General features: G+C 62.9%; 22 protein-coding genes. 7 read left to right on the top strand and 15 right to left on the bottom strand.

Going from position 1 to position 22,475, the window contains the following annotated elements; all coding sequences use genetic code 11:
- Positions 1–72: 72 nt before the first annotated feature.
- From N805_RS22785 to N805_RS22775, 3 genes are all read right to left on the bottom strand, one after another.
- Positions 73–381, bottom strand: a complete 309-nt coding sequence (locus tag N805_RS22785; protein ID WP_019473522.1) for an HU family DNA-binding protein — start codon at positions 379–381, stop codon at positions 73–75.
- 187 nt (positions 382–568) lie between these two features.
- Entirely contained in the window at positions 569–1,717 is a 1,149-nt protein-coding gene (locus N805_RS22780; RefSeq protein WP_019473521.1) for an NAD(P)/FAD-dependent oxidoreductase, read from the bottom strand.
- A gap of 16 nt (positions 1,718–1,733) precedes the next feature.
- Positions 1,734–1,901 (bottom strand): rubredoxin, encoded by a 168-nt coding sequence (locus tag N805_RS22775; RefSeq protein WP_003253349.1) that lies wholly within the window; start codon positions 1,899–1,901, stop codon positions 1,734–1,736.
- A 249-nt stretch (positions 1,902–2,150) separates the two neighbouring features.
- Between N805_RS22775 and N805_RS22770 the strand changes: the two genes are divergently transcribed.
- Both N805_RS22770 and ubiA read left to right on the top strand, forming a co-directional pair.
- Complete coding sequence (locus N805_RS22770; protein ID WP_019470231.1) at positions 2,151–2,708, top strand: chorismate--pyruvate lyase family protein; 558 nt, start codon at positions 2,151–2,153, stop codon at positions 2,706–2,708.
- Positions 2,708–3,598 carry a 4-hydroxybenzoate octaprenyltransferase gene (gene ubiA / locus N805_RS22765; protein ID WP_019470232.1) on the top strand — a complete coding sequence of 297 codons (891 nt, stop codon included), beginning with the start codon at positions 2,708–2,710 and terminating at the stop codon, positions 3,596–3,598. Before N805_RS22770 ends, ubiA begins: the two co-directional genes overlap by 1 nt.
- Positions 3,599–3,720: 122 nt before the next feature.
- Here ubiA and N805_RS22760 read toward each other — a convergent pair whose 3' ends face one another.
- Positions 3,721–4,089 carry a hypothetical protein gene (locus N805_RS22760; RefSeq protein ID WP_026034337.1) on the bottom strand — a complete coding sequence of 123 codons (369 nt, stop codon included), beginning with the start codon at positions 4,087–4,089 and terminating at the stop codon, positions 3,721–3,723.
- A gap of 172 nt (positions 4,090–4,261) precedes the next feature.
- Here N805_RS22760 and phoB point away from each other — a divergent pair, with 172 nt between their 5' ends.
- The 3 genes from phoB to N805_RS22745 all read left to right on the top strand — a co-directional run bounded on the left by phoB (position 4,262) and on the right by N805_RS22745 (position 7,820).
- On the top strand, positions 4,262–4,951 hold the full coding sequence (gene phoB / locus N805_RS22755; RefSeq protein ID WP_003253341.1) for a phosphate regulon transcriptional regulator PhoB: 690 nt from the start codon (positions 4,262–4,264) through the stop codon (positions 4,949–4,951).
- Between the two features lie 48 nt (positions 4,952–4,999).
- Positions 5,000–6,307: a phosphate regulon sensor histidine kinase PhoR gene (phoR, locus tag N805_RS22750; protein ID WP_019470234.1), complete on the top strand. Its 1,308-nt coding sequence runs from the start codon at positions 5,000–5,002 to the stop codon at positions 6,305–6,307.
- A gap of 172 nt (positions 6,308–6,479) precedes the next feature.
- A complete protein-coding gene (locus N805_RS22745; protein WP_019470235.1) occupies positions 6,480–7,820 on the top strand; it encodes a hemolysin family protein in 1,341 nt (446 codons plus the stop codon).
- A gap of 131 nt (positions 7,821–7,951) precedes the next feature.
- On the opposite strand, the gene N805_RS22740 is transcribed toward N805_RS22745, so the two are convergent.
- From N805_RS22740 to N805_RS22705, 8 genes are all read right to left on the bottom strand, one after another.
- A complete protein-coding gene (locus N805_RS22740; protein WP_016502250.1) occupies positions 7,952–8,848 on the bottom strand; it encodes a peptidoglycan DD-metalloendopeptidase family protein in 897 nt (298 codons plus the stop codon).
- Positions 8,849–9,086: 238 nt separating this feature from the next.
- Positions 9,087–9,983: a response regulator gene (locus N805_RS22735; RefSeq protein ID WP_019470236.1), complete on the bottom strand. Its 897-nt coding sequence runs from the start codon at positions 9,981–9,983 to the stop codon at positions 9,087–9,089.
- Between the two features lie 164 nt (positions 9,984–10,147).
- The gene (gene phoU / locus N805_RS22730; RefSeq protein WP_016502252.1) at positions 10,148–10,918 is read right to left on the bottom strand and encodes a phosphate signaling complex protein PhoU; all 771 of its coding nucleotides are present in this window, start codon (positions 10,916–10,918) and stop codon (positions 10,148–10,150) included.
- A gap of 73 nt (positions 10,919–10,991) precedes the next feature.
- On the bottom strand, positions 10,992–11,825 hold the full coding sequence (pstB, locus tag N805_RS22725) for a phosphate ABC transporter ATP-binding protein PstB (RefSeq protein ID WP_019470237.1): 834 nt from the start codon (positions 11,823–11,825) through the stop codon (positions 10,992–10,994).
- Between the two features lie 102 nt (positions 11,826–11,927).
- Positions 11,928–13,544 carry a phosphate ABC transporter permease PstA gene (gene pstA / locus N805_RS22720; protein ID WP_177313740.1) on the bottom strand — a complete coding sequence of 539 codons (1,617 nt, stop codon included), beginning with the start codon at positions 13,542–13,544 and terminating at the stop codon, positions 11,928–11,930.
- 71 nt (positions 13,545–13,615) lie between these two features.
- The gene (locus tag N805_RS22715; protein ID WP_019470239.1) at positions 13,616–15,904 is read right to left on the bottom strand and encodes an ABC transporter permease subunit; all 2,289 of its coding nucleotides are present in this window, start codon (positions 15,902–15,904) and stop codon (positions 13,616–13,618) included.
- 139 nt (positions 15,905–16,043) lie between these two features.
- Positions 16,044–17,042, bottom strand: coding sequence for a phosphate ABC transporter substrate-binding protein PstS (locus N805_RS22710; RefSeq protein WP_019470240.1), 999 nt, complete (start codon positions 17,040–17,042; stop codon positions 16,044–16,046).
- A 268-nt stretch (positions 17,043–17,310) separates the two neighbouring features.
- Positions 17,311–18,600 (bottom strand): MFS transporter, encoded by a 1,290-nt coding sequence (locus N805_RS22705; protein WP_019470241.1) that lies wholly within the window; start codon positions 18,598–18,600, stop codon positions 17,311–17,313.
- Positions 18,601–18,960: 360 nt separating this feature from the next.
- Here N805_RS22705 and N805_RS22700 point away from each other — a divergent pair, with 360 nt between their 5' ends.
- Positions 18,961–19,359 carry an acyl-CoA thioesterase gene (locus tag N805_RS22700; RefSeq protein WP_016489852.1) on the top strand — a complete coding sequence of 133 codons (399 nt, stop codon included), beginning with the start codon at positions 18,961–18,963 and terminating at the stop codon, positions 19,357–19,359.
- A gap of 71 nt (positions 19,360–19,430) precedes the next feature.
- Positions 19,431–20,327, top strand: coding sequence for a D-hexose-6-phosphate mutarotase (locus N805_RS22695; protein ID WP_019470242.1), 897 nt, complete (start codon positions 19,431–19,433; stop codon positions 20,325–20,327).
- Positions 20,328–20,451: 124 nt separating this feature from the next.
- On the opposite strand, the gene N805_RS22690 is transcribed toward N805_RS22695, so the two are convergent.
- The 3 genes from N805_RS22690 to N805_RS22680 form a co-directional block, all read right to left on the bottom strand.
- On the bottom strand, positions 20,452–20,985 hold the full coding sequence (locus N805_RS22690) for a DUF3299 domain-containing protein (protein WP_177313737.1): 534 nt from the start codon (positions 20,983–20,985) through the stop codon (positions 20,452–20,454).
- Positions 20,986–21,033: 48 nt separating this feature from the next.
- Positions 21,034–21,279, bottom strand: a complete 246-nt coding sequence (locus N805_RS22685) for a GlsB/YeaQ/YmgE family stress response membrane protein (protein ID WP_012054121.1) — start codon at positions 21,277–21,279, stop codon at positions 21,034–21,036.
- A 108-nt stretch (positions 21,280–21,387) separates the two neighbouring features.
- Positions 21,388–22,470, bottom strand: coding sequence for a 5-(carboxyamino)imidazole ribonucleotide synthase (locus tag N805_RS22680; protein WP_016502259.1), 1,083 nt, complete (start codon positions 22,468–22,470; stop codon positions 21,388–21,390).
- Positions 22,471–22,475: the final 5 nt, after the last annotated feature.

Here is a 22,475-nt window from a genome sequence, read left to right as displayed (position 1 = left end):
ATTTTGCCCGCAGAAAGCACAACGGGCGCCCTGGGGCGCCCGCTTGGCTGACACTGGCTTGTCAGTGAGCGATCACTTGCCTTTGGTGGCAGGTTTGGCGGCTTTTTTGGGTTTATTAACTTCGTCGCGCAAGTTCTTGCCTGGCTTGAAGGCCACGGTGTTACTGGCTTTGATCTTGACCGGCTCGCCGGTTTGCGGGTTTTTACCGGTACGCGCGCCGCGATGACGTTTTTCGAAGGTGCCGAAACCGACCAGGGTCACCGTGTCCTTGTCCAGGGCACCGGTGATGCTGTCGAGAATCGCGTTCAACACCTGATTGGCCTTGTCCTTGGTCAGTTCAGTCTTTTCGGCGATGACGGCGGCGAGTTCTGGTTTGCGCATAATGAAGCCTCTTTGACGGAATTCTTGTTGTTATGCCGTGCTGCCTTTGGGAGCAGCGCTCAAGGCACCGCAGGCTCTAATCTGCGGCAGACGGAAGTGAGAATGGCACGTGCTCAGGGGCCGCGCCAGTATCAGGCCGGCCATTGTGCAGGCAACAACAGGACAAATCCGACAGAACGCCCCCTATTTACGCCATTACGGGTGGCAACTGACGATTCAGTGCCAGCTTTTCCATCACGGCAGCCCCGGTCAGGGCATAGCCCAGCAATGCGCCGTCAGCGCCGTAGCAGAGCACCTTGAGGTCACTGCCCTGCCCCTCCACCTGCCAGGTGCCTTCGTGGCCCATGGGCGGCGGCGACACCACCAGCGGGCACGCCGGGGTTTTCACGGTGATCGGCATCGGCCCATAGGCCACCGCCGTCGGTTTGCCGGCCAGGGTTTGCGCCAGCGCCCGGGCACAGCTCATCAGCGGCATCACGTAGAGCAGGTTGATGCCATCCACCTCGGCACAGTCGCCGAGGGCGAAGATGTTGGCGTGGGATGTACGTAACGCGCGGTCAACGCTGACGCCACGATTGGTCTGCAAGCCGGCCGCGGCGGCCAGGTCGATGCGTGGGCGCAGGCCAATGGCCGAAACCACCAGGTCGCAGGCAATCACGCTGCCATCCGACAGGTGTGCCTCCAGGCCTTGCGCCACCTGTTGCAGGCGGGTCAGCACAGGCCCCAGGTGGAAGCGTACACCCAGGCCTTCCAGCCCGCCCTGCACCGCCGCCGCAGCGGCCGGGTGCAACAGGGTCGGCATGATCTGTTCGCACGGCGCCACCACGTCGACCTGGAAGCCGCCCAGGCTCATGTCGTTGGCGAATTCGCAGCCGATCAGGCCGGCCCCCAGGATCAGCACGCGTTGTTTGCCGACGGCGGCGGCACGAAAGCGTGCGTAGTCTTCCAGATCGTTGATCGGGAACACCAGATGGCTGCCATCGCCTTCGATCGGCACCTGCACGGTCTGCGCGCCCCAGGCCAGCACCAGGTCGCGGTACTCCACTGCCTCTTCGCCGATCCATAGGCGCTGGTGGCCGGGGTCGATGCCGCTGATGCGTGTATGGGTGCGGATCTCGGCGTTCAGTTGCTCGGCCATGACGCCCGGCTCGGCCATGCACAGGCCGTCGGCGTCCTTCTGCTTGGCAAAGCCCATGGAGAGCATGGGCTTGGAATAGGAGCGACCATCGTCGGCGGTGATCAGCAGCAGCGGCGTCTGCGCATCGAGCTTGCGAAATTCACGGGCCAGGTTGTAGCCCGCCAGGCCGGTACCGATGATTACCACAGGGGACGTCATGTCGTGCTTTCCTTGATTAGCCGATGGAGATCATTTCAAAGTCGCTTTTGCCGACACCACAGTCGGGGCACAGCCAGTCTTCAGGCACATCTTCCCAACGGGTGCCGGGGGCGATGCCGTCGTCGGGCCAGCCTTCGGCTTCGTCGTAGATCAGGCCACAGACAATACATTGCCACTTTTTCATCAGGTCTTTTTCCTCGGTTCAGGCTGGGGCTTTGTGTCGCAGCTGATGGCCTCTTCGCGGGCACGCCCGCTCCCACAGGAACTTCACGGGCCAGAGGTTGTGGTGATCCCTGTGGGAGCGGGCGTGCCCGCGAAACAGCCAGCGCGCAATTCATGGGGGGCTTTTTTATCGGCCCTGCCCGCAGTATGCAAGCAGTCGGGGCAATCATGCTAAGCTCGCCGCCTCATTGGTTGTAACAAGCAGACCGACGTGTCGTACGAATCCCCGCAAGCAGCCGCTGTCGCGTGGCTGCCGTATTCACAGCTGGCGACCGACTTCGACCAGCCTACCCTTGACTGGCTGTTCGACGAAGGCTCGCTGACCCGCCGCCTGACCCGCCTGTCTTCTGATCACTTCTCCGTCACCCCGCTGTCCGAGGGCTGGCAAGCGCTGCGCGACGATGAATGCCAGGCGTTGGGCATTGCTGCCGGCAGCGAAGGCTGGGTGCGCGAGGTGTACCTGCGCGGCCATGGCCAGCCTTGGGTGTTCGCCCGCAGTGTCGCCAGCCGCAGCGCCCTGGAGCGCGGCGGGCTGGACCTGGAAACCCTCGGCAGCCGCTCGCTGGGCGAGTTGTTGTTCTGCGACCAGGCGTTCATCCGCCACCCGATCGAAGTGTGCAGTTATCCAAAGGCGTGGCTACCGACCGACGCCACCCATGCAGCCCTGTGGGGTCGTCGCTCGCGCTTTGAACGAGGCGGCCTGGAGCTGCTGGTGGCAGAAGTGTTCCTGCCGGCCTTGTGGCAAGCGGCCAGGGAGGAAAACCGCTGATGTACCTGCAACTGCTCAAGTCGCTGAACCGCCTGCACCCGCGGGCCTGGGACTTCATCCAGCTCAGCCGTATGGACCGGCCGATCGGTATCTACCTGCTGCTGTGGCCGACCCTGTCGGCGGTGTGGATTGCCGGCAACGGTTCTCCCACCCTGGCCAACGTGCTGATCTTCGGCCTTGGCGTGGTGCTGATGCGCGCCGCCGGCTGCTGTATCAACGACTTTGCCGACCGCAAGGTGGACGGCCACGTCAAACGCACCGCCGACCGGCCGCTGGCCAGCGGCCGGGTCAAGCCGCGCGAGGCGCTGGCCCTGTTTGCGATTCTGGTCGGGGTCAGCTTCCTGCTGGTGCTGTGCACCAACAGCCGCACGGTGTGGCTATCGTTTGGCGCGGTGGCGCTGGCGTCCTGCTACCCGTTCATGAAGCGCTACACCTATTACCCGCAGGTGGTGCTGGGGGCGGCCTATTCCTGGGGCATTCCCATGGCCTTCACTGCCGCAGGGGGCGAGCTGCCGGCCAGCGCCTGGCTGCTGTATATCGCCAACCTGCTGTGGACGGTGGGTTACGACACCTATTACGCCATGGTCGACCGCGATGACGACCTGAAGATTGGCGTCAAGTCGACCGCGATCCTGTTCGGCGAGGCCGACCGCACCATCATCCTCACCTTGCAGCTGCTGTCGCTGGGCTGCCTGTTGCTGGCGGGCAGCCGCTTCGAGCTGGGGGGCTGGTTCCACCTGGGGTTGCTGGGTGCGGCGGCGTGCTTTGCCTGGGAGTACTGGTCGACGCGCAAACTGGACCGCGAGTCGTGCTTCAAGGCGTTTTTGCACAACCACTGGGCGGGGTTGCTGGTGTTCATTGGTGTGGTGCTGGATTACGCGTTGCGCTGAATATTATGGGGCTGCTTTGCAGCCCATCGCGACGCAAGGCCGCTCATACACTGATCGGCGTATGCAGGACCCTGTAGGAGCGGCCTTGTGTCGCGATGGGCCGCACAGCGGCCCCGGCAATCTCAAGGCTTGGCGATATGCCAGACGTCTTTCACGCCATCACCGGTCTTGTCCCCGGCCTTCTTGTCCTTGATGAAGGTATACAGCGGCTTGCCGTCGTAGGCCCACTGCATGGAGCCGTCGTCACGCTTGATCTGCGTCCACTTGCCATCGGCCTTTTCGCCATCCATTACCTTCAATGGCGGCCAGTTGGTGGCGCAGTCGCCATTGCACATCGACTTGCCGCCCGCATCCTTGTCAAAGGTGTACAGAGTCATGCCGGCATGATCGACCCACATGCCGTCCTTCTCCATGGCATGGTGGGCCGACGCCACCCCCGGGAGCGCCAGCGCAGTGAAAAGGGCCATCCAGCTCAGCGTTTTTCGTGTCATTGGATTCACCATTGTTCCGGGGGAAATTGAGTTCGGGTGCCACAATTGCGGCTCTTTCAAGCCTAGTTCAGTCACGCAATGTCGCCAGAACGGCCAACACCCTGTCACACAGCTGCAATAATTCCGTTATCTAATGCGGGCCAAGACACCGAATCCAGGAGAGGTTTTGAGCATGGTTGGCAGGAACATTCTGATCGTCGACGACGAAGCACCCATTCGCGAGATGATCGCCGTTGCCCTTGAAATGGCCGGCTATGACTGCCTGGAAGCGGAAAACTCCCAACAGGCCCACGCGATCATCGTCGACCGCAAACCGGACCTGATCCTGCTCGACTGGATGTTGCCCGGCACCTCTGGCATCGAGCTGGCCCGGCGCCTCAAGCGCGATGAGCTGACCGGCGACATCCCGATCATCATGCTCACCGCCAAGGGTGAAGAGGACAACAAGATCCAAGGGCTGGAAGTGGGCGCTGACGACTACATCACCAAGCCGTTCTCGCCGCGTGAGCTGGTGGCGCGCCTGAAAGCCGTGCTGCGTCGCACCGGCCCGAGCGACAGCGAAGCGCCGATCGAAGTGGGCGGCCTGCTGCTCGACCCGATCAGCCACCGCGTCACCATCGACGGCAAGCCCGCCGAAATGGGGCCCACCGAATACCGCCTGCTGCAGTTCTTCATGACCCACCAGGAGCGCGCCTACACCCGTGGCCAGCTGCTGGACCAAGTGTGGGGCGGCAACGTCTATGTCGAGGAACGCACCGTCGACGTGCACATCCGTCGCCTGCGCAAGGCGCTGGGTGAGGCCTACGAAAATCTGGTACAAACCGTCCGGGGCACTGGCTACCGCTTCTCGACCAAGAGCTGATCGAGTTCAAGAGCGCCAAGCTGCACGTCGTTGTACAAGGACCGTCAATTGAACCAGAACTGGCACGCAACCCTGATTCGCCATCTGTTGTTGCTGATTACCGTCTGCCTGATCGGCGGGCTGGTCAGCGGCTACTATGGCTGGAGCCTGGCCATTGGCCTGGCGCTTTACCTGGGCTGGACCCTCAAGCAGCTGCTGCGCCTGCACGACTGGCTGCGCAACCACCAGCCCGATGAAGCACCGCCCGATGGTTACGGCCTGTGGGGCGAGGTGTTCGACAGCATTTACCACCTGCAACGCCGCGACCAGCGCGTACGTGGCCGCCTGCAGGCAGTGATCGACCGGGTGCAGGAGTCCACCGCCGCACTGCGCGACGCGGTGATCATGCTCGACAGCGACGGCAACCTGGAGTGGTGGAACCGTGCCGCCGAAACCCTGCTGGGCTTCAAGACCCCACAGGACGGTGGCCAGCAGGTAACCAACCTGGTGCGCCATCCGCGCTTCAAGGAGTACTTCGAGGCAGAGAACTACCTCGAGCCGCTGGAAATACCTTCGCCCATCAACGACCGCATGCGCGTGCAGCTGCACATCACCCGCTACGGCAACAACGAACACCTGATGCTGGTGCGCGATGTCACCCGCATCCACCAGCTGGAACAGATGCGCAAGGACTTCGTCGCCAACGTGTCCCACGAATTGCGCACGCCCCTGACGGTGATCACGGGTTATCTGGAAACCCTGCTGGACAACGTCGAGGATGTGAACCCGCGGTGGAGCCGCGCCCTGCAGCAGATGAGCCAGCAAGGCTCGCGCATGCAAACCCTGCTCAACGATCTGTTGCTGCTGGCCAAGCTGGAAGCCACCGACTACCCGTCGGACAACCAGCCGGTGGCAGTCGAAGCCCTGCTCGCTGCGATCAAGAACGACGCTCAGGCCCTGTCCGGGCCACGCAACCAGCGCATCACCCTCGAAGCCGCGCCCGGCGTGAAGCTGAAGGGCAGCGAGTCGGAACTGCGCAGCGCCTTTTCCAACCTGGTGTTCAACGCGGTCAAGTACACCCAGGACGAAGGCAACATCCGCATCCGCTGGTGGGCCGATGCCCAGGGTGCGCACTTGTCGGTGCAGGACTCGGGGGTGGGCATCGACGCCAAACATTTGCCGCGCCTGACCGAACGCTTCTACCGGGTGGACTCCAGCCGTGCGTCGAATACCGGTGGCACAGGGCTGGGGCTGGCGATCGTCAAGCATGTGCTGATGCGCCACCGCGGCAAGCTGGACATCAGCAGCGTGCCGGGGCATGGCAGCACCTTTACCTGTCACTTCGCGCCGGCACAATTGGTCACCGAAAAGGCTTGAGATCGGGGAAGCCGTGCAGCCCTTCGGGGGCACGTCCGCTGCCACAGGGATCGCAATAAGCCTGCCACCCTTTGCTTTTGCGGCCCCAGCCGCTACATTGGATCCCCTGTGCCAGCAAAAGCTGGCACTTTTTTTCTCCCAATCTCAAGACGGACCCCGTAAAAACTCCATCATGGACCCTTCCCCTGGTATCAGCCTCACCTCGTTATTCGCCGATTTCGGCATGATCATCTTTGCCTTGCTACTGGTGCTGCTCAACGGCTTCTTCGTTGCCGCCGAATTCGCCATGGTCAAGCTGCGCGCCACCCGCGTGGAGTCCATCGCCGAACAGCATGGCTGGCGCGGCAATATCCTGCGCAAGGTACACAACCAGCTCGACGCCTACCTGTCGGCCTGCCAGCTGGGCATCACCCTCGCCTCCCTGGGCCTGGGCTGGGTCGGCGAGCCGGCCTTTGCACACTTGCTCGAGCCGCTGCTCGCGTACTTTGGTGTCGACTCGCCCGAACTGATCAAGGGCGTTTCGTTCTTCGTCGCGTTCTTTGTCATTTCCTACCTGCACATCGTGGTCGGTGAGCTGGCGCCCAAGTCCTGGGCCATTCGCAAGCCCGAGCTGCTGTCGCTGTGGACTGCGGTGCCGCTGTACCTGTTCTACTGGGCGATGTACCCGGCCATCTATCTGCTCAATGCCAGCGCCAACACCATCCTGCGCATTGCCGGCCAGGGCGAACCGGGCCCGCACCACGAACACCACTACAGCCGTGAAGAGCTGAAGCTGATCCTGCACTCCAGCCGTGGCCAGGACCCGAGCGACCAAGGCATGCGTGTGCTCGCCTCGGCCGTGGAAATGGGGGAGCTGGAAGTGGTCGACTGGGCCAACTCGCGTGAAGACATGGTCAGCATCGATGCCCAGGCGCCGCTGAAGCAGATCCTGGCTTTGATACGTCGCCACAAATTCAGCCGCTACCCGGTGTATGACGCCGAGCGTGAAGAGTTCACCGGCCTGCTGCACATCAAGGACCTGCTGCTGGAGCTTGCCGAACTGGAGCACTTGCCCGAAACCATCGACCTGGACGACCTCGCCCGGCCGCTGGAGCGCGTATCGCGGCACATGCCGCTGTCGCAACTGCTGGAGCAGTTCCGCAAGGGCGGCGCGCATTTCGTGCTGGTGGAGGAAGCCGACGGCAAGGTCATCGGCTACCTGACCATGGAAGACGTGCTGGAAGTGCTGGTGGGCGATATCCAGGACGAACACCGCAAGACCGAGCGCGGCATCCTCGCCTACCAGCCAGGCAAGCTGCTGGTGCGGGGTGATACCCCGCTGTTCAAGGTCGAGCGCCTGCTCGGCATCGACCTTGATCACATCGAGGCGGAAACCTTGGCGGGGCTGATCTACGAGACGCTCAAGCGTGTGCCTGAAGAAGAGGAAGTGCTGGAGGTCGAAGGGCTGCGCATCATCATCAAGAAGATGAAAGGGCCCAAGATCGTGCTGGCCAAGGTGCTCAAGCTGGACTGAGGGCCATGGGGCTGCTGCGCAGCCCATCGCGACGCAAGGCCGCTCCTACAAGGGTTCGCGTAATCCTGTAGGAGCGGCCTTGCCGGGGCGCCGGACCGGTCGGAAAGGCCTGCAAAGCAGGCCCGGCAATCTCAAGGGTTACCCGCAGTAAAGTCGGGCAGCCCGCTGATCGGCCGGTCGAACCGGTAAGGTATCGACTCCAGCGCCAACCCCACATTGCGCTGCACCACAAAATGCAGGTGCGGCCCTGTGCTGTTGCCGGTATTGCCCGACTTGGCAAGCATCTGCCCCTGGCGTACCCGTTGCCCCTCCGCCACCACCACCGACCCACGCATCAGGTGCAGGTACACGCCCATGGTGCCGTCCGGGTGCAGGATCCTGACAAAGTTACCCGAGGGGTTGGGCGCGCGCCCGCTCTGGCTGTTTTCCGTCTTCACCACCACGCCCTCGCGCGCAGCGATGATGGTAGTGCCTTCGGGCATGGCGATATCCATGGCGTAGCGCCCCTTGGGCCCAAAATGGCTGACACGGCCGTTAGGGCCCTGGGTGACGCGGAAAGGCCCGCCGACCCACGGGAATGCATAGCGGAAGCCCTGGGGCCGCTTGCCCGGGTCACCCATGGCCTGCAGCAGGGTCGAACGGTAGTTCAGCAGCAGCCCGGGCCGCCCCCTGAGCACGCTGAGCATTTGTGTGGTGCGCGGCGGCAGCAGCCGGCGCACGATACGCGGGGCATCGCCGCCTTGCGCGTTTACCAGGTTGTCCAGGCGCAATTCCACCTCTACCGGCACATGCAGCTCGTTGCGTGCCGAAAAGCTCACGCCGCCGTCGAAGGTTTTCGCGTTCAACAGCACCTGGCCTTCGAGCGTTTCGACCATGGGCTCGCGCAGCACCAAGGGCTTGGCGCCCGGGCCTGGCCGGTCGGAATAGGAGATGACACCGAAGTCGTCGGTGATCTTGTAGAGCGTCACACCCAGGCTCGACGCCGAGGCCATGAGCAATGCACAGAACAGCAGCAGGCGGGCGGGCATGATAGTGGCTTTTTGACAGTTGTGATCTGTCGAAGCCTAGCAGCGGGTTTTGAGGCAGGTATTGCAGTTGGTCGGATGGATCAGGGCTGCGCGGGCTTTTTGTAGGAGCGGCCTTGTGTCGCGATAGGGCTGCGGTAGCAGACCCAGGATTTCAGCTTCGCCGCATGAATTGCCGGGGCCGCTCTGCGGCCCTATCGCGACACAAGGCCGCTCCTGCACAAAGCAGGCGGTACCGGGCTCAGGCGCCGGGGGTGAAGTGCTTCTGCGCTGTACCGCGGGCGATCAGCCGCGACAGGTAATCGAGCTTCTGGGCGTCCTGGTCGACAAACTTGAAGGTCAACTGTAGCCAGTCGCTGTCGGGCTTGGGCTCCAACGCTGCGACGGCATGCAGGTAGCCGTTCAAACGTGCAACTTCAGCGTTCTCGCCCTGCTCCAGGTCCAGCACGGCGCCCTCCAGCACCTGCGGCAGCGCTTCGCTGCGGCGTACCACCAGCAGCGCCTCTTTCAGGCTCAGCGCCTTGATCACGCACGGTTGCATGCCGCTGGCCAGGCGCAACTGGCCTTGGCCACGCCCCGTCGGAGCAGGGGCCGACGGCGTAGGTGCATTGACCAATGGCTTGGCAGCGCCTGGCGCTGGCGCGGGGGCCGTCACCTTGGCCGCCTGTGGCTTGCCACCTGTCAGGGCACTCAGCGAATCGTTGGCGAATGCCGAGTTGGCCCGCGCCGGGCCGATGGCCATCAGGCTGTCGAGCTTGCCGATCTTGGTCAGCGCCTTTTTCACTTTGGTCAGCAGTTGCTCGTTGGTGAACGGCTTGCCGACAAAGTCGGACACGCCCGCCTGGATCGCCTGAATGACGTTTTCCTTGTCGCCACGGCTGGTCACCATGATGAACTGCAGGTTCTTCAGCGCAGGCTGCTGACGGCACCAGGTGAGCAATTCCAGGCCGGACATTTCCGGCATTTCCCAGTCGCACAGGACCAGGTCGAAGGCTTCCTTGTCCAGCATGGCCATGGCCTTGCGACCATTGACGGCGTCGTCGATGGCCATGCCCGGGAAGGCGTTGCGCAGGCACTTGCGGACCAGGTCACGGATAAACGGGGCGTCATCCACGACCAGCACATTCACTTTACTCATCAATACTCCTTCTGAATCCCGACTAGCCTACTGCCAAATAATGGCTATTTGCTACAACCTGGTCACGCCGGGACTTCTTCACATCGTTCGCGGGTGCCTGCCGGCTCCTCGACCGCAAACGAAAACGCCCGGCCGAGGCCGGGCGTCGAAGCTCGGGAGCAACCTTACTTATCGTCAGATTCGCCCGGAACATTAGCCTTTTCGGCGTCGGCGACAGCGGTACCCTGCACTTCTGCGGTCATGCGCTTGAGGCCCATGTGGCGCACGTCGGTGCCGCGCACCAGGTAGATCACCAGCTCGGAAATGTTGCGCGCGTGGTCACCGATACGTTCCAGCGAACGCAGCGCCCAGATCACGCTCAGTACCCGCGAGATGGAGCGCGGGTCTTCCATCATGTAGGTCACCAGCTCGCGCAGGGCGGTCTTGTACTCGCGGTCGATGGTCTTGTCGTACTGGGCCACCGACAACGCCAGGTCGGCATCGAAGCGGGCAAAGGCGTCCAGCGCATCGCGGACCATGTTGCGCACCTGGTCGCCAATGTGGCGCACCTCGACGTAGCCGCGCGGCGACTCGCCCTCTTCGCACAGCTGGATGGCGCGGCGGGCGATCTTGGTCGCCTCGTCGCCGATGCGCTCAAGGTCGATCACCGACTTTGAAATGCTGATGATCAGGCGCAGGTCAGAGGCCGCCGGCTGGCGACGGGCGAGGATGCGCACGCATTCCTCGTCGATGTTGCGCTCCATCTGGTTGATCTGCTCGTCGACTTCGCGCACTTGCTGGGCCAGGCCCGAGTCGGCCTCGATCAGCGCAGTAACGGCGTCATTGACTTGTTTTTCCACCAGGCCACCCATGGCCAGCAGGTGGCTGCGCACCTCTTCGAGCTCGGCGTTGAACTGCTGGGAAATATGGTGTGTAAGGCTTTCTTTGTTGATCATCGTTCGCTCCGCGAAGAGGCTGCAAGCTTCATGTAGTTCGTGTCATTCCCTGTGGGAGCGGGCCGCGTGGCTGCTAGCCGTAGCGACCGGTGATGTAGTCTTCGGTCTGTTTCTTCGCCGGGTTGGTGAACAGGGTGTCGGTGTCCCCGAATTCGACCAGTTTGCCCATGTACATGAACGCGGTGTAGTCCGAAACCCGGGCCGCCTGCTGCATGTTGTGGGTCACGATGACGATGGTGTACTTGGATTTCAATTCGTAGATCAGCTCTTCGACCTTCAGGGTCGAGATCGGGTCCAGTGCCGAGCACGGTTCGTCGAGCAACAGCACTTCGGGCTCCACGGCAATGGTGCGGGCGATGACCAGACGCTGCTGCTGGCCACCGGACAGGCCCAGCGCCGACTCGTGCAGGCGGTCCTTGACCTCGTCCCACAGGGCTGCGCCCTTCAGCGCCCACTCGACGGCTTCGTCCAGCACACGCTTCTTGTTGATGCCCTGGATACGCAGGCCGTAGACCACGTTCTCGTAGATGGTCTTGGGGAACGGGTTGGGCTTCTGGAACACCATGCCCACCCGGCGGCGCAGCTCGGCCACGTCTTCGCCCTTGCGGTAGATGTTGTTGCCGTACAGGTTGATGGCGCCTTCCACGCGGCAGCCGTCAACCAGGTCGTTCATGCGGTTGAAGGTGCGCAGCAGGGTCGACTTGCCGCAGCCGGACGGGCCGATGAAGGCAGTCACGCGCTGCTTGGGAATGTTCATGCTGACGTCGAACAGCGCCTGCTTGTCGCCGTAGAACAGGCTCAGGCCCGGCACTTCGATGGCCACGGTTTCGTCGGCCAGTTGCAGGCCCTGCTTGTTGCGGCCCAGGGCAGACATGTCGATGCCGTGGGTATGAGAATCTTGCTGCATGGTCTCACTCCGTTTGTAGCTGCGAGCTTGAAGCTGCAAGCTGCAAGTTAGGGCAAAGCGGCAATCTGCTTGGAGCTTGCCGCTTGTGACTTAAAGCATTGATCAGCTGTCGAGCGCCTTGTACTTCTCGCGCAGGTGGTTGCGGATCCACACGGCCGACAGGTTGAGGGAGGCGATCACCAGCACCAGCAGCAGTGCCGTGGCGTATACCAGCGGCCGCGCGGCCTCGACGTTCGGGCTCTGGAAGCCGACGTCGTAGATGTGGAAGCCCAGGTGCATGATCTTCTGGTCCAGGTGCAGGTACGGGTAGTTTCCGTCCACTGGCAGCGACGGCGCCAGCTTCACCACACCCACCAGCATCAGCGGCGCCACTTCACCGGCGGCGCGGGCCACGGCGAGGATCATGCCGGTCATCATGGCCGGGCTGGCCATGGGCAAGACAATCTTCCACAGCGTCTCGGCCTTGGTCGCGCCCAGGGCCAGCGAGCCCTCGCGCACGGTACGCGGAATACGCGCCAGGCCTTCTTCGGTGGCCACGATCACCACCGGTACGGCCAGCAGTGCCAGGGTCAGCGATGCCCACAGCAGGCCCGGGGTACCCAGGGTAGGCGCCGGCAGTGCTTCGGGGAAGAACAGGCGGTCGATAGAACCACCCAGCACGTAGACGAAGAAGCCCAGGCCGAACACGCCGTAGACGATCGCCGGCACGCCAGCCAGGTTGTTCACCGCAATACGGATCAGGCGGGTCACCGGGCCTTGCCGTGCGTATTCGCGTAGATAGACGGCAGCCAGCACGCCGAACGGGGTGACGATCACGGCCATGATCAGGGTCATCATCACGGTACCGAAAATGGCCGGGAAGATACCGCCTTCGGTGTTGGCCTCACGCGGGTCGTCGCTGAGGAACTCCCAGACCTTGGCAAAGTAGGTGCCCAGCTTGGTGAAGCCGGACATGCCGTTCGGCTGGATGGCGTGCACCACCTTGCTGAGGTTGATTTCCACTTCACGGCCGCTGCCATCGCGGGCCACCAGGCTGTCGCGGGCGAAGGCCTGGTGCAGGCCGCTCAAGCGGTCTTCGATGGCCTTGTAGCGGCTGTTCAGCTCGGCGCGGTCGGCGTCCATGTCGGCCTGGGCGGCGGCGTCAAGCTTGCCGTCCAGCTCCAGCTTGCGGGCCTGCAGACGCAGGCGCTCAAGGCCATGGTTGATGGCACCGATGTCCTTCTTCTCCAGCTGCTGCAGCTCACCGTTGAGCTGGCTGGCACGCTTGAGGCGGGCCTGCAGTTCGTTCCAGGCAGCAGGGCCTTGGGCAACCACGCGGCCTTCTTCCTTGACGCTGACCAGGTAGCCATAGAAGTTGCCCCACTCGCGGCGCTCCAGGGCGATCAGGTCGGCCGGGCGCTGTTCATCGACCAGCCAGTCGCCGACCACCCAGGTGAAGTCGCTGCCGTTGAGGTCGCGGTTACCCACCTTGATCAGCTCGCGGGTCATGAACTCCGGGCCCTGCTCCGGTACCGGCAGGCCGGCCCCCTTCAGGCGGGCACGGGGTACCTCTTCCTTTTGCACCACTTCGCCAATGACGATGTGGTCAGCCTGGCCCGGTACCTTGTAGGTGGCCTGGACAAGATCGGCCGGCCAGAAGTGGCCCAGGCCGCGCACGGCAATCACCGCCAGCAGGCCAACGGTCATGATCACCGCCATGGCCACGGCGCCGCCGCTCATCCAGACGCCTGGGGCGCCGCTCTTGAACCAGCCTTTGAGGGAATCCTTTTTCACGGATCGCTACCTTTCTATCAAAGCGACGAGTATTTCTTGCGCAGACGCTGGCGAATCAGCTCGGCCAAGGTGTTCATGACGAACGTGAACATCAGCAGCACCAGCGCGGCCAGGAACAGCACGCGGTAGTGGCTGCCACCGACTTCCGATTCCGGCATTTCCACAGCCACGTTGGCGGCCAGGGTGCGCATGCCCTCGAACAGGTTCATCTCCATCACCGGGGTGTTGCCGGTGGCCATCAGCACGATCATGGTCTCGCCCACCGCGCGGCCCATCCCGATCATCAGCGCCGAGAAGATACCCGGGCTGGCGGTGAGGATGACCACGCGGGTCAGGGTCTGCCAGGGCGTGGCGCCCAGCGCCAGCGAGCCCAGGGTCAGGCTGCGCGGCACGCTGAACACAGCGTCTTCGGCAATGGAATAGATGTTGGGGATGACCGCAAAGCCCATGGCGATACCCACGACCAGGGCGTTGCGCTGGTCGTAGGTGATGCCCAGGTCGTTGGTGATCCACAGGCGCATGTCACCGCCGAAGAACCAGTTTTCCAGGTGCGGGCTCATGGTCAGGGCGAACCAGCCGGTGAACAGGATGACCGGTATCAGGATCGCGGCTTCCCAACCATCTGGCACACGCAGGCGGATCGACTCGGGCAGGCGGCTCCAGGTGAAGCCGGCCAGCAGGATGCCGAGCGGCATCAGCAGGAACAGGCTGAACACGCCAGGCAGGTGGCCTTCGAGGTACGGGGCCAGGAACAGGCCGGCGAAGAAGCCGAGGATCACCGTCGGCATGGCTTCCATCAGCTCGATCACCGGCTTGACCTTGCGGCGCATGCCCGGGGCCATGAAGTAGGCGGTGTAGATGGCGGCGGCAATCGCCAGCGGCGCGGCCAGGATCATCGCGTAGAACGCGGCTTTCAGCGTACCGAAGGTCAGCGGCGAAAGGCTCAGCTTGGGTTCGAAGTCGGTATTGGAAGCGGTCGATTGCCAGACGTATTTCGGTTCGTCGTAGTTCTCGTACCACACCTTGCCCCACAGCGCGCTGAAGGACACTTCAGGGTGCGGGTTGCGCAGGCTTAGCGGCAGCAGCTTGCCGCCTTCTTCAATGATGATGCGGTTGGCACGCGGCGACAGGGCCAGAATACCAGGGCCTTCGGCAGCCGGCTCGACCAGCAGGGTGCGGTGCGCGGTGCTGTGGAACACGCCCAGCTTGCCGTCGGCGTCCAGGGCGATGAAGCCCTTGCGGCGCTCTTCGGCGTCAATCTGCACCACCGGGGCCTTGCCCATCTGGAAGGTACGGATCTGCTTGAAGCGCGATTCGCCGTCCGGGTCACGGGCCATGAACCATTGGGCCAGGCCACCTTTGGAGTCACCGATGATCAGCGATATGCCGCCGACCAACTGGGCGCTGGCGGTGATCTCGGTGTCGGCGCTTTCGGCCAGCTTGTAGCGGCCGTTGAGGCTCTTGTCACGCAGGCTGAACACGTCGGCGGTGGCGCGGCCGTTGATCACGTAGAGCCACTGCTGACGCGGGTCGATGAAGATGTTCTTCACCGCTTCGGTCATCTGCGGCAGCACGATACGGTGCTGCTCGGTGGTGACCTCTTCGGTCATCATGTTTTCGCTGCGGGTCAGCTGCAACACCTGCAGGTGCGCGCCGGTGGACCCGGCCAGTACCAAGGTGTCGCCATTGACGTTGACGTTGACGTGCTCCAGCGCACGGCCCTGTTCGTCGAGCACGAACGGCTGCTCGCCGTACGGGTAGTCGATGCCGGGGGTGATGGTTTTCTTGTTGTCCGGGTAGGTGATCTTGTAGGTGTGGTGGAACACCAGCGCCTGACCATTGGACAAACCCAGTACCACCAGCGGGCTGCCCGGCTGGTCGGTACTGATCGAGGTGACCTGGGTGTCTGCCGGCACTGGCAGGTCGACCCGCTTGAGCTCGTTACCCGTTTTGGTATCGAAGAACAACGCCTGGCCCTTGTCCGAAACTCGCATCCCCACCAGGTTCTGCTCTTCAAGCGCGATCAGCAGCGGCTTGCCGGCATCCTGCTGCAGCCAGGCCGGCTCCAGGGCTTTCTTGCTGGTCAGCTCGGCGCCCTGGAACAGTGGCAACACCACATAGGCCAGGTAGAAGAAGATCAGGGTGATTGCCGCCAATACGGCAAGCCCGCCCACCAGCACGTACCAGCGGGTCAGGCGGTCCTTCAGCGCGCGCATGCGGCGCTTGCGTTGCAACTCGGGCGTATTGAAATCAATGCGCACGGGCTGGGAGTTTTGGGTCATGTTGGAATTGGCCAGATCATTCATGCGCACACCCTAGCGGTCCCGTGTGACAAAAACATTACAAAGTGGTGACGCGCGAAAGCCCGCCGCACAGGGGACCTGGCTTCGGACTGGAAATTCGTGGAAGAGGCCGGGCATCAGCACCGGCCCCTTCTTCAGTTACTTACTTCTTTGCGACGTTACCCGTGTGGGACAGGCCCAGGTCAGCCAAGGTCTTGTCGACGACTTTGGACGGCAGCGGGATGTAGCCATCCTTCACCACGACCTGCTGGCCAGCTTGCGACAGTACCAGCTTGACGAACTCGGCTTCCAGCGGGGCCAGAGGCTTGTTCGGGGCCTTGTTGACGTAGACGTACAGGAAGCGCGACAGCGGGTACTTACCGTTAAGGGCGTTTTCTTCGTTGTCTTCGATGTACTCGGTGCTGCCTTTCTTGGCCAGGGGAACAGTCTTCACACTGGCGGTCTTGTAGCCGATGCCCGAGTAGCCGATGCCGTTCAGCGAGCTGCTGATCGACTGCACGACCGAAGCCGAGCCAGGTTGTTCGTTCACGTTAGGCTTGAAGTCGCCTTTGCACAGGGCTTCTTCCTTGAAGTAACCGTAGGTGCCCGATACCGAGTTGCGGCCGAACAGCTGCACTGGCTTGTTGGCCAGGTCGCCGGTCACACCCAGGTCGCCCCAGGTTTTCACGTCTGCCTTGCCACCGCACAGGCGGGTGGAGGAGAAGACTGCGTCGACCTGCTCCATGGTCAGGCCTTTGATCGGGTTGTCCTTGTGCACGAACACGGCCAGGGCGTCGACGGCGACCGGGATGGCGGTCGGCTTGTAGCCGTACTTCTGCTCGAAGGCCTGCAGTTCGACGTCCTTCATCTTGCGGCTCATCGGGCCGAGGTTGGCGGTGCCTTCGGTCAGCGCGGGTGGCGCGGTGGAAGAGCCGGCAGCCTGGATCTGGATGTTTACGTTCGGATATTCCTTCTTGTAGGCCTCGGCCCACAGAGTCATCAGGTTCGCCAGGGTATCGGAACCGACGCTGGAGAGGTTGCCCGAAACACCGGTGGTTTTGGTGTAGGTCGGGATTGCAGGATCGACAGCGGCTACCGCGTTGGCGGTTGCAACGCCAGCGGCGGCAAAGGTAAGGGCCGCCATCAAACGCTTCAGTTTCATGCCTTGCTCCTAGCAGGAATATTGGGGTGTTGGATGGAACGGGCCCAAGTATCGGCAGGCCGCATGAACACGATATGACTTCATTGTGACAATTGGATGAAAGGCCATCATCTGTAGGAGCGGCCTTGCCGGGGCGCCGGACCGGTCGGATGGGCTGCGAAGCAGCCCTGGCAATTTACGCGGCGTAGCTAAAAACCTGGGACCGCTTTGCGGTCCTTTCGCGACACAAGGCCGCTCCTACAGGCGACGCGAGTAGCCGGAGTACAGATCAGCGCTTGTTGGCGAGCAGGTAGAGGCCCACGGCCAGGCCAACGGCGCACAGCCCTGCCACATAGTAGGCAGGCGCCATCGGGCTTACTTTCAGCAGCGCGGTCACCACCATCGGCGTCAAACCACCGAAGATCGCGTAGGCCACGTTGTACGAGAACGACAGCCCGCTGAAGCGCACCGCGGCCGGGAATGCCTTGACCATTACATAAGGCACCGCGCCGATCACGCCCACGCACAGGCCGGTCAGCGCATACAGCGGGAACAGCAGCTCGGGCCGGGTCGGCAGGCTGTGGTAGAAGGTCCAGGAGCTGGCCAGCAACAACAGGCTGCCGATCACGAACACCCGGCCCGCACCAAAGCGGTCGGCCAGGCTGCCGGCGCCGATGCAGCCGAAACTCAGCAGCACGATGGCCATGCTGTTGGCCTTGAGCGAGTCGATCGGGCTGATGTGGTAGAAGCTTTGCAGCAGCGCCGGAGTCATCAGGATGACCACCACGATGCCGGCCGACAGCAACCAGGTCAGCAGCATCGACAGGATGATCGGGCCACGGTGGTCGCGCAGCACGGCGCGCAGCGGCAGCTCCTCGGCCAGCGCCTTGCGTTGCTGCATCTCGGCGAACACCGGGGTTTCATGCAGCCAGCGGCGCAGGTACACCGAGAACAGGCCGAACACACCGCCGAGCAGGAACGGAATACGCCAGGCGTAATCGGCCACTTCTTCAGCGCTGTACACGCTGTTGATCAGGGTTGCCACCAGCGAGCCCAGCAGAATGCCCGCCGTCAGGCCTGCGGTGAGGGTGCCGCAGGCATAGCCGGTGTTGCGCGCCGGTACGTGCTCGGAGACGAATACCCAGGCGCCCGGCACCTCGCCCCCAATCGCCGCGCCCTGGATCACCCGCATCAGCAGCAGCAGGATCGGCGCCCACATGCCGATTTGGGCATAGGTTGGCAGCAGGCCCATGATCAGGGTCGGCAGGGCCATCATGAAAATGCTCAGGGTGAACATCTTCTTGCGCCCGAGCAGGTCACCAAAGTGAGCCATGATGATGCCGCCCAGCGGCCGCGCCAGGTAGCCGGCGGCGAAAATGCCGAACGTTTGCATCAGGCGCAACCACTCGGGCATGTCGGCCGGAAAGAATAGCTTGCCAACCACCGTGGCGAAGAACACGAAGATGATGAAGTCGTAGAACTCCAGTGCGCCACCCAGGGCGGACAGTGAGAGTGTCTTGTAATCACTGCGGGTCAGCGGCCGCGGGGGCTGCTCGATACTGCTCGGCACGGAAGTCATCGCTCGTTGTTCTCTTGTAGGGCATGCAGGCCGCTTGGCGCGCGGCTTCTGGATTGGGAGACAGGCGAAGATAGCAAATTGCCGAGCCGCGCCGAAAGCGATACAAAATCCATACAGATATTCATGAATGCGCGGTCGTCGCTGGCGGTTATGCTCTATATACTGGCGATTCGTAGGAAAAGGTTGCTGCCAGCGTGGGATGTTGTGCGAAAACGCCGGTCTTTATGTCAGACGGTTTCGCAGAGTTTCCCTACGGCCGTCCAGTGAAACGAAATCGGCGTAGTATGTTTCAAGCTGAATCGTTTACCCGGCCTTTGCGCCACACCAACGAAAAGCGTCACGGGTCAGAGGCCCCATCGCATGATTGAGCTCGAACAAGAAGATCCAATCCCCCAAGGCGACCTGGCCTTGCAGATCACCGCACTCCCGCGCGAAACCAACGGGTTTGGCGACATCTTCGGCGGCTGGCTGGTTGCCCAGATGGACCTGGCCGGCACCGCCATGGCCAGCCGCGTCGCCGGAGGCCGTGTGGCAACCGTGGCCATCGAACGCATGGCGTTCCTGGTACCCGTCGCGGTGGGCGCACAGCTGTCGTTCTACACCCAGACCCTGGAAATCGGCCGCAGCTCGATCCAGATGATGGTCGAAGTGTGGAGCGACGACCCGTTGTCCAGTGAATGGCGCAAGGTTACCGAAGCGGCATTCGTCTTCGTTGCCATCGACGGCAGTGGCCGCACCCGTTCCGTGCCTCGTCGCTGAGCCACGCGGGCGGTAAACTCATTGCATGTGCCCGGGTCCAAGGCCCACTGGCAATCAATGAGACGAACGCAATGGCTACCTTCCAGGTCGTAACCGAGCAACATGGCGAACTCAACTGCTGGCGTATCAGCAGCGACCGCGCCGAACTCCTGATCGCCCAGCAGGGCGCACAGATCCTCAGCTACCAGCGGGTCGGCGAGCCGCCGCTGCTGTGGCTGAGCGACCAGGCCATCTTCCGCCACGGCAAGTCGGTACGCGCCGGTGTGCCGGTGTGCTGGCCGTGGTTCGGCAACCTGCAGCGCAACCCCCAGGCCGTTCAGGCCATGTACCACGGCGAGCAGGCGCCTGCTCACGGGCTGGCGCGCTCGCGTGACTGGCAGCTGCTGGGTATCGAGGAAGCGGGCACCGGCCTGCGCATCGAATTCCAGTTGCCTGAAGCGCAGGGCGATCTACCCGGCTGGCCTCATGATGTCGAACTGAAGCTGGTGATAGCGCTGGATGAAGCGCTGAAGCTGAACCTGACCAGCCGTAACATGGGCAATACTCCCGTTACCATCAGCCAGGCACTGCACAGTTACTTCGCGGTCAGCGATGTGCGCCAGGCGCGGGTCGAAGGCGTCGAAGGCCTGGGCTATATCGAAACGCTGGCGGACTGGGAACAGCGTGAGCAGCAGGGCGCACTGGGGTTTGCCGGGGAGACGGACCGGATCTACCTCGACACCCCTTCGCAATTGAGCATTGTCGACCCGCACTGGAACCGGCGGATTACCCTGACCAGCAGTGGCTCGCGGTCGGCGGTGATCTGGAACCCATGGACCGAGCGGGCCAGGGAGCTGGCGGATATGGCTGACGACGGCTGGCAGCGGATGCTGTGCATCGAGACAGCGAATGTGTGGGATGACCTGGTGGAATTGAAGCCTGGCGCGAGTCACTCACTGAGCGTGGTAGTTGCCAGCGAAGCGCTTTGATCTGCAGCCCTCGGGACCGCTGCGCGGTCCTTTCGCGACACAAGGCCGCTCCTACAAGGGACCGCGCAACACCTGAGGCCCGTGGTGGGAGCGGGTTTACCCGCGAATACGCCGGTGCAGGCAATCAGAGGTCTGCGTCTTCCACCACCCTCACCTTCCCCGCATCCAGTGCATAGGCCGCATCGGCCAGGTCATTGCTGACCTTTTCAACCTTCAGCTTGCCGCTGACCCACAGCGGTGTGTAGATATCATCGATCTTCAACCCTTTCGGGTAGCGCACCAGCACCAGCTGGTTCGGCGGCGGTGGCGGCACATGAATGCACGCGCCTGGGTACGGCACCAGGAAGAACAGCGTGCTGTTGCCCTTGGCATCGCTTTCCAGCGGCACCGGGTAGCCGCCCAGGCGAATGTCCTTGCCGTTCATGGTCGCCACAGTCTTGGTCGAATACATCACCGCTGGCAGGCCCTTGCTTTGCTTCAGCCCGCCCTTGTCGGTGAAGGTGCCCATGGCTTCCGGCGAGTTGTGGTCGATTTCGGGCATTTGCTCGAGCGCCTTCTGATCCGACTTGGGCATCAGTTCCAGCCAGTCGGTTTCAGGCAGTTCGGCATGGGCCAGGGTACTGGCCAACAGGAGGGGGACGAGGAAAAAGGCTCGCATGGCAATGCTCGGCAACTCGAATGAATTGCCGGGCATTCTAACCAGTATTCAGCGTTTCTTGATGAATCCGTAGATCACCAGAAGGACCACGGCACCGATCAGCGCGCCAAGGAAGCCCGCCGCCTGCCCGGCTTGGTAGATGCCCAGTGCCTGGCCGCCGTAGGTAGCCAGCAACGAGCCGGCAATACCCAGCAGGATGGTCATGATCCAGCCCATGCTGTCGTCGCCCGGCTTGATGAAGCGGGCCAGCAGGCCGACGATGAGGCCGATGAAGATGGTTCCAATGATGCCCATGGCAATCCCTCTGCAGTGAATATGGAGCAAGCCAAAGCCTAGACGGGCTTTGGCTTGTTGCCATGTTCAGAGGGCAAGCCGCTTGCAGAAGTTCGATTTGAAGCCCGATCAGTTGCTGATCAGAGCCTCTACTTCGGCAATCTTGCGCTCGAGGGTGGCCATGTCATGGCAGCGCAGGGTGGCGTGGCCAACCTTGCGGCCGACCTTGAAGGCCTTGCCGTAGTGGTGCAGGTGGCAGTCGCCGATGGCGACAACCTTGTCCACGGCCGGCACTTCACCGATGAAGTTGAGCATCGCGCTCTCGCCCACCTTGGCCGTGGAGCCCAGCGGCAGGCCGGCAACGGCGCGCAGGTGGTTCTCGAACTGGCTGCACTCGGCGCCTTCGATGGTCCAGTGCCCGGAGTTGTGCACACGCGGGGCGATTTCGTTGGCCTTCAGGCCACCGTCCACTTCAAAGAACTCGAAGGCCATGACGCCGACGTAGTCCAGCTTCTGCAGCACACGGCCAACGTAATCTTCGGCCAGTGCCTGCAGCGGGTGCGCCTGGCTGGCTACCGACAGGCGCAGGATGCCGCTTTCGTGGGTGTTGTGCACCAGCGGGTAGAAGCGGGTTTCGCCATCACGGGCACGCACGGCCACCAGCGACACTTCGCCAGTGAACGGCACGAAGCCTTCCAGCAGGCACGGCACGCTGCCCAGCTCGGCGAAGGTGCCTACCACGTCTTCTGGCGTGCGCAGCACTTTCTGACCCTTGCCGTCGTAGCCCAGGGTGCGGGTTTTCAGCACGGCCGGCAGGCCGATGCTGGCCACCGCAGCGTCCAGGTCTGCCTGGGAAAGGATGTCGGCGAAGGCCGGGGTCGGGATACCCAGGTCGCGGAACATGCTTTTTTCGAACAGGCGGTCACGGGCGATACGCAGCGCTTCGGCACTGGGGTAGACCGGGACGAACTGCGAGAGGAAAGCCACGGTCTCGGCCGGGACGCTTTCGAACTCGAAGGTGACCAGGTCGACTTCGTCGGCCAGCTGGCGCAGGTGGTCCTGGTCGCCGTAGTCGGCACGCAGGTGCTCGCCCAACGGCGCGGCACAGGCGTCCGGTGCCGGGTCGAGGAAGGCGAAGTTCATGCCCAGCGGGGTACCCGCCAGGGCCAGCATGCGGCCCAGCTGGCCGCCACCGATTACACCGATCTTCATGGGTT

It is taken from the genome of Pseudomonas putida S13.1.2 (assembly GCF_000498395.2).
Classification (GTDB): Bacteria; Pseudomonadota; Gammaproteobacteria; order Pseudomonadales; family Pseudomonadaceae; genus Aquipseudomonas; species Aquipseudomonas putida_Q.
The sequence above is the reverse complement of the archived record's forward strand: the minus strand, read 5'-3'. Positions and strand labels throughout refer to the sequence as shown.

Bases quoted from the DNA above. Each gene is read 5' to 3' on its own strand.
- N805_RS22695 (WP_019470242.1), top strand. From the start codon at position 19,431: ATGGCTACCTTCCAGGTCGTAACCGAGCAACATGGCGAACTCAACTGC.
- pstB (WP_019470237.1), bottom strand. From the start codon at position 11,825: ATGCAGCAAGATTCTCATACCCACGGCATCGACATGTCTGCCCTGGGC.
- N805_RS22685 (WP_012054121.1), bottom strand. From the start codon at position 21,279: ATGGGCATCATTGGAACCATCTTCATCGGCCTCATCGTCGGCCTGCTG.
- N805_RS22705 (WP_019470241.1), bottom strand. From the start codon at position 18,600: ATGACTTCCGTGCCGAGCAGTATCGAGCAGCCCCCGCGGCCGCTGACC.
- N805_RS22745 (WP_019470235.1), top strand. From the start codon at position 6,480: ATGGACCCTTCCCCTGGTATCAGCCTCACCTCGTTATTCGCCGATTTC.
- N805_RS22680 (WP_016502259.1), bottom strand. From the start codon at position 22,470: ATGAAGATCGGTGTAATCGGTGGCGGCCAGCTGGGCCGCATGCTGGCC.
- N805_RS22710 (WP_019470240.1), bottom strand. From the start codon at position 17,042: ATGAAACTGAAGCGTTTGATGGCGGCCCTTACCTTTGCCGCCGCTGGC.
- N805_RS22740 (WP_016502250.1), bottom strand. From the start codon at position 8,848: ATGCCCGCCCGCCTGCTGCTGTTCTGTGCATTGCTCATGGCCTCGGCG.
- phoB (WP_003253341.1), top strand. From the start codon at position 4,262: ATGGTTGGCAGGAACATTCTGATCGTCGACGACGAAGCACCCATTCGC.
- phoU (WP_016502252.1), bottom strand. From the start codon at position 10,918: ATGATCAACAAAGAAAGCCTTACACACCATATTTCCCAGCAGTTCAAC.
- N805_RS22700 (WP_016489852.1), top strand. From the start codon at position 18,961: ATGATTGAGCTCGAACAAGAAGATCCAATCCCCCAAGGCGACCTGGCC.
- N805_RS22760 (WP_026034337.1), bottom strand. From the start codon at position 4,089: ATGACACGAAAAACGCTGAGCTGGATGGCCCTTTTCACTGCGCTGGCG.
- N805_RS22690 (WP_177313737.1), bottom strand. From the start codon at position 20,985: ATGCGAGCCTTTTTCCTCGTCCCCCTCCTGTTGGCCAGTACCCTGGCC.
- N805_RS22775 (WP_003253349.1), bottom strand. From the start codon at position 1,901: ATGAAAAAGTGGCAATGTATTGTCTGTGGCCTGATCTACGACGAAGCC.
- N805_RS22780 (WP_019473521.1), bottom strand. From the start codon at position 1,717: ATGACGTCCCCTGTGGTAATCATCGGTACCGGCCTGGCGGGCTACAAC.
- N805_RS22785 (WP_019473522.1), bottom strand. From the start codon at position 381: ATGCGCAAACCAGAACTCGCCGCCGTCATCGCCGAAAAGACTGAACTG.
- N805_RS22735 (WP_019470236.1), bottom strand. From the start codon at position 9,983: ATGAGTAAAGTGAATGTGCTGGTCGTGGATGACGCCCCGTTTATCCGT.
- ubiA (WP_019470232.1), top strand. From the start codon at position 2,708: ATGTACCTGCAACTGCTCAAGTCGCTGAACCGCCTGCACCCGCGGGCC.
- pstA (WP_177313740.1), bottom strand. From the start codon at position 13,544: ATGAGCGGCGGCGCCGTGGCCATGGCGGTGATCATGACCGTTGGCCTG.
- N805_RS22715 (WP_019470239.1), bottom strand. From the start codon at position 15,904: ATGAATGATCTGGCCAATTCCAACATGACCCAAAACTCCCAGCCCGTG.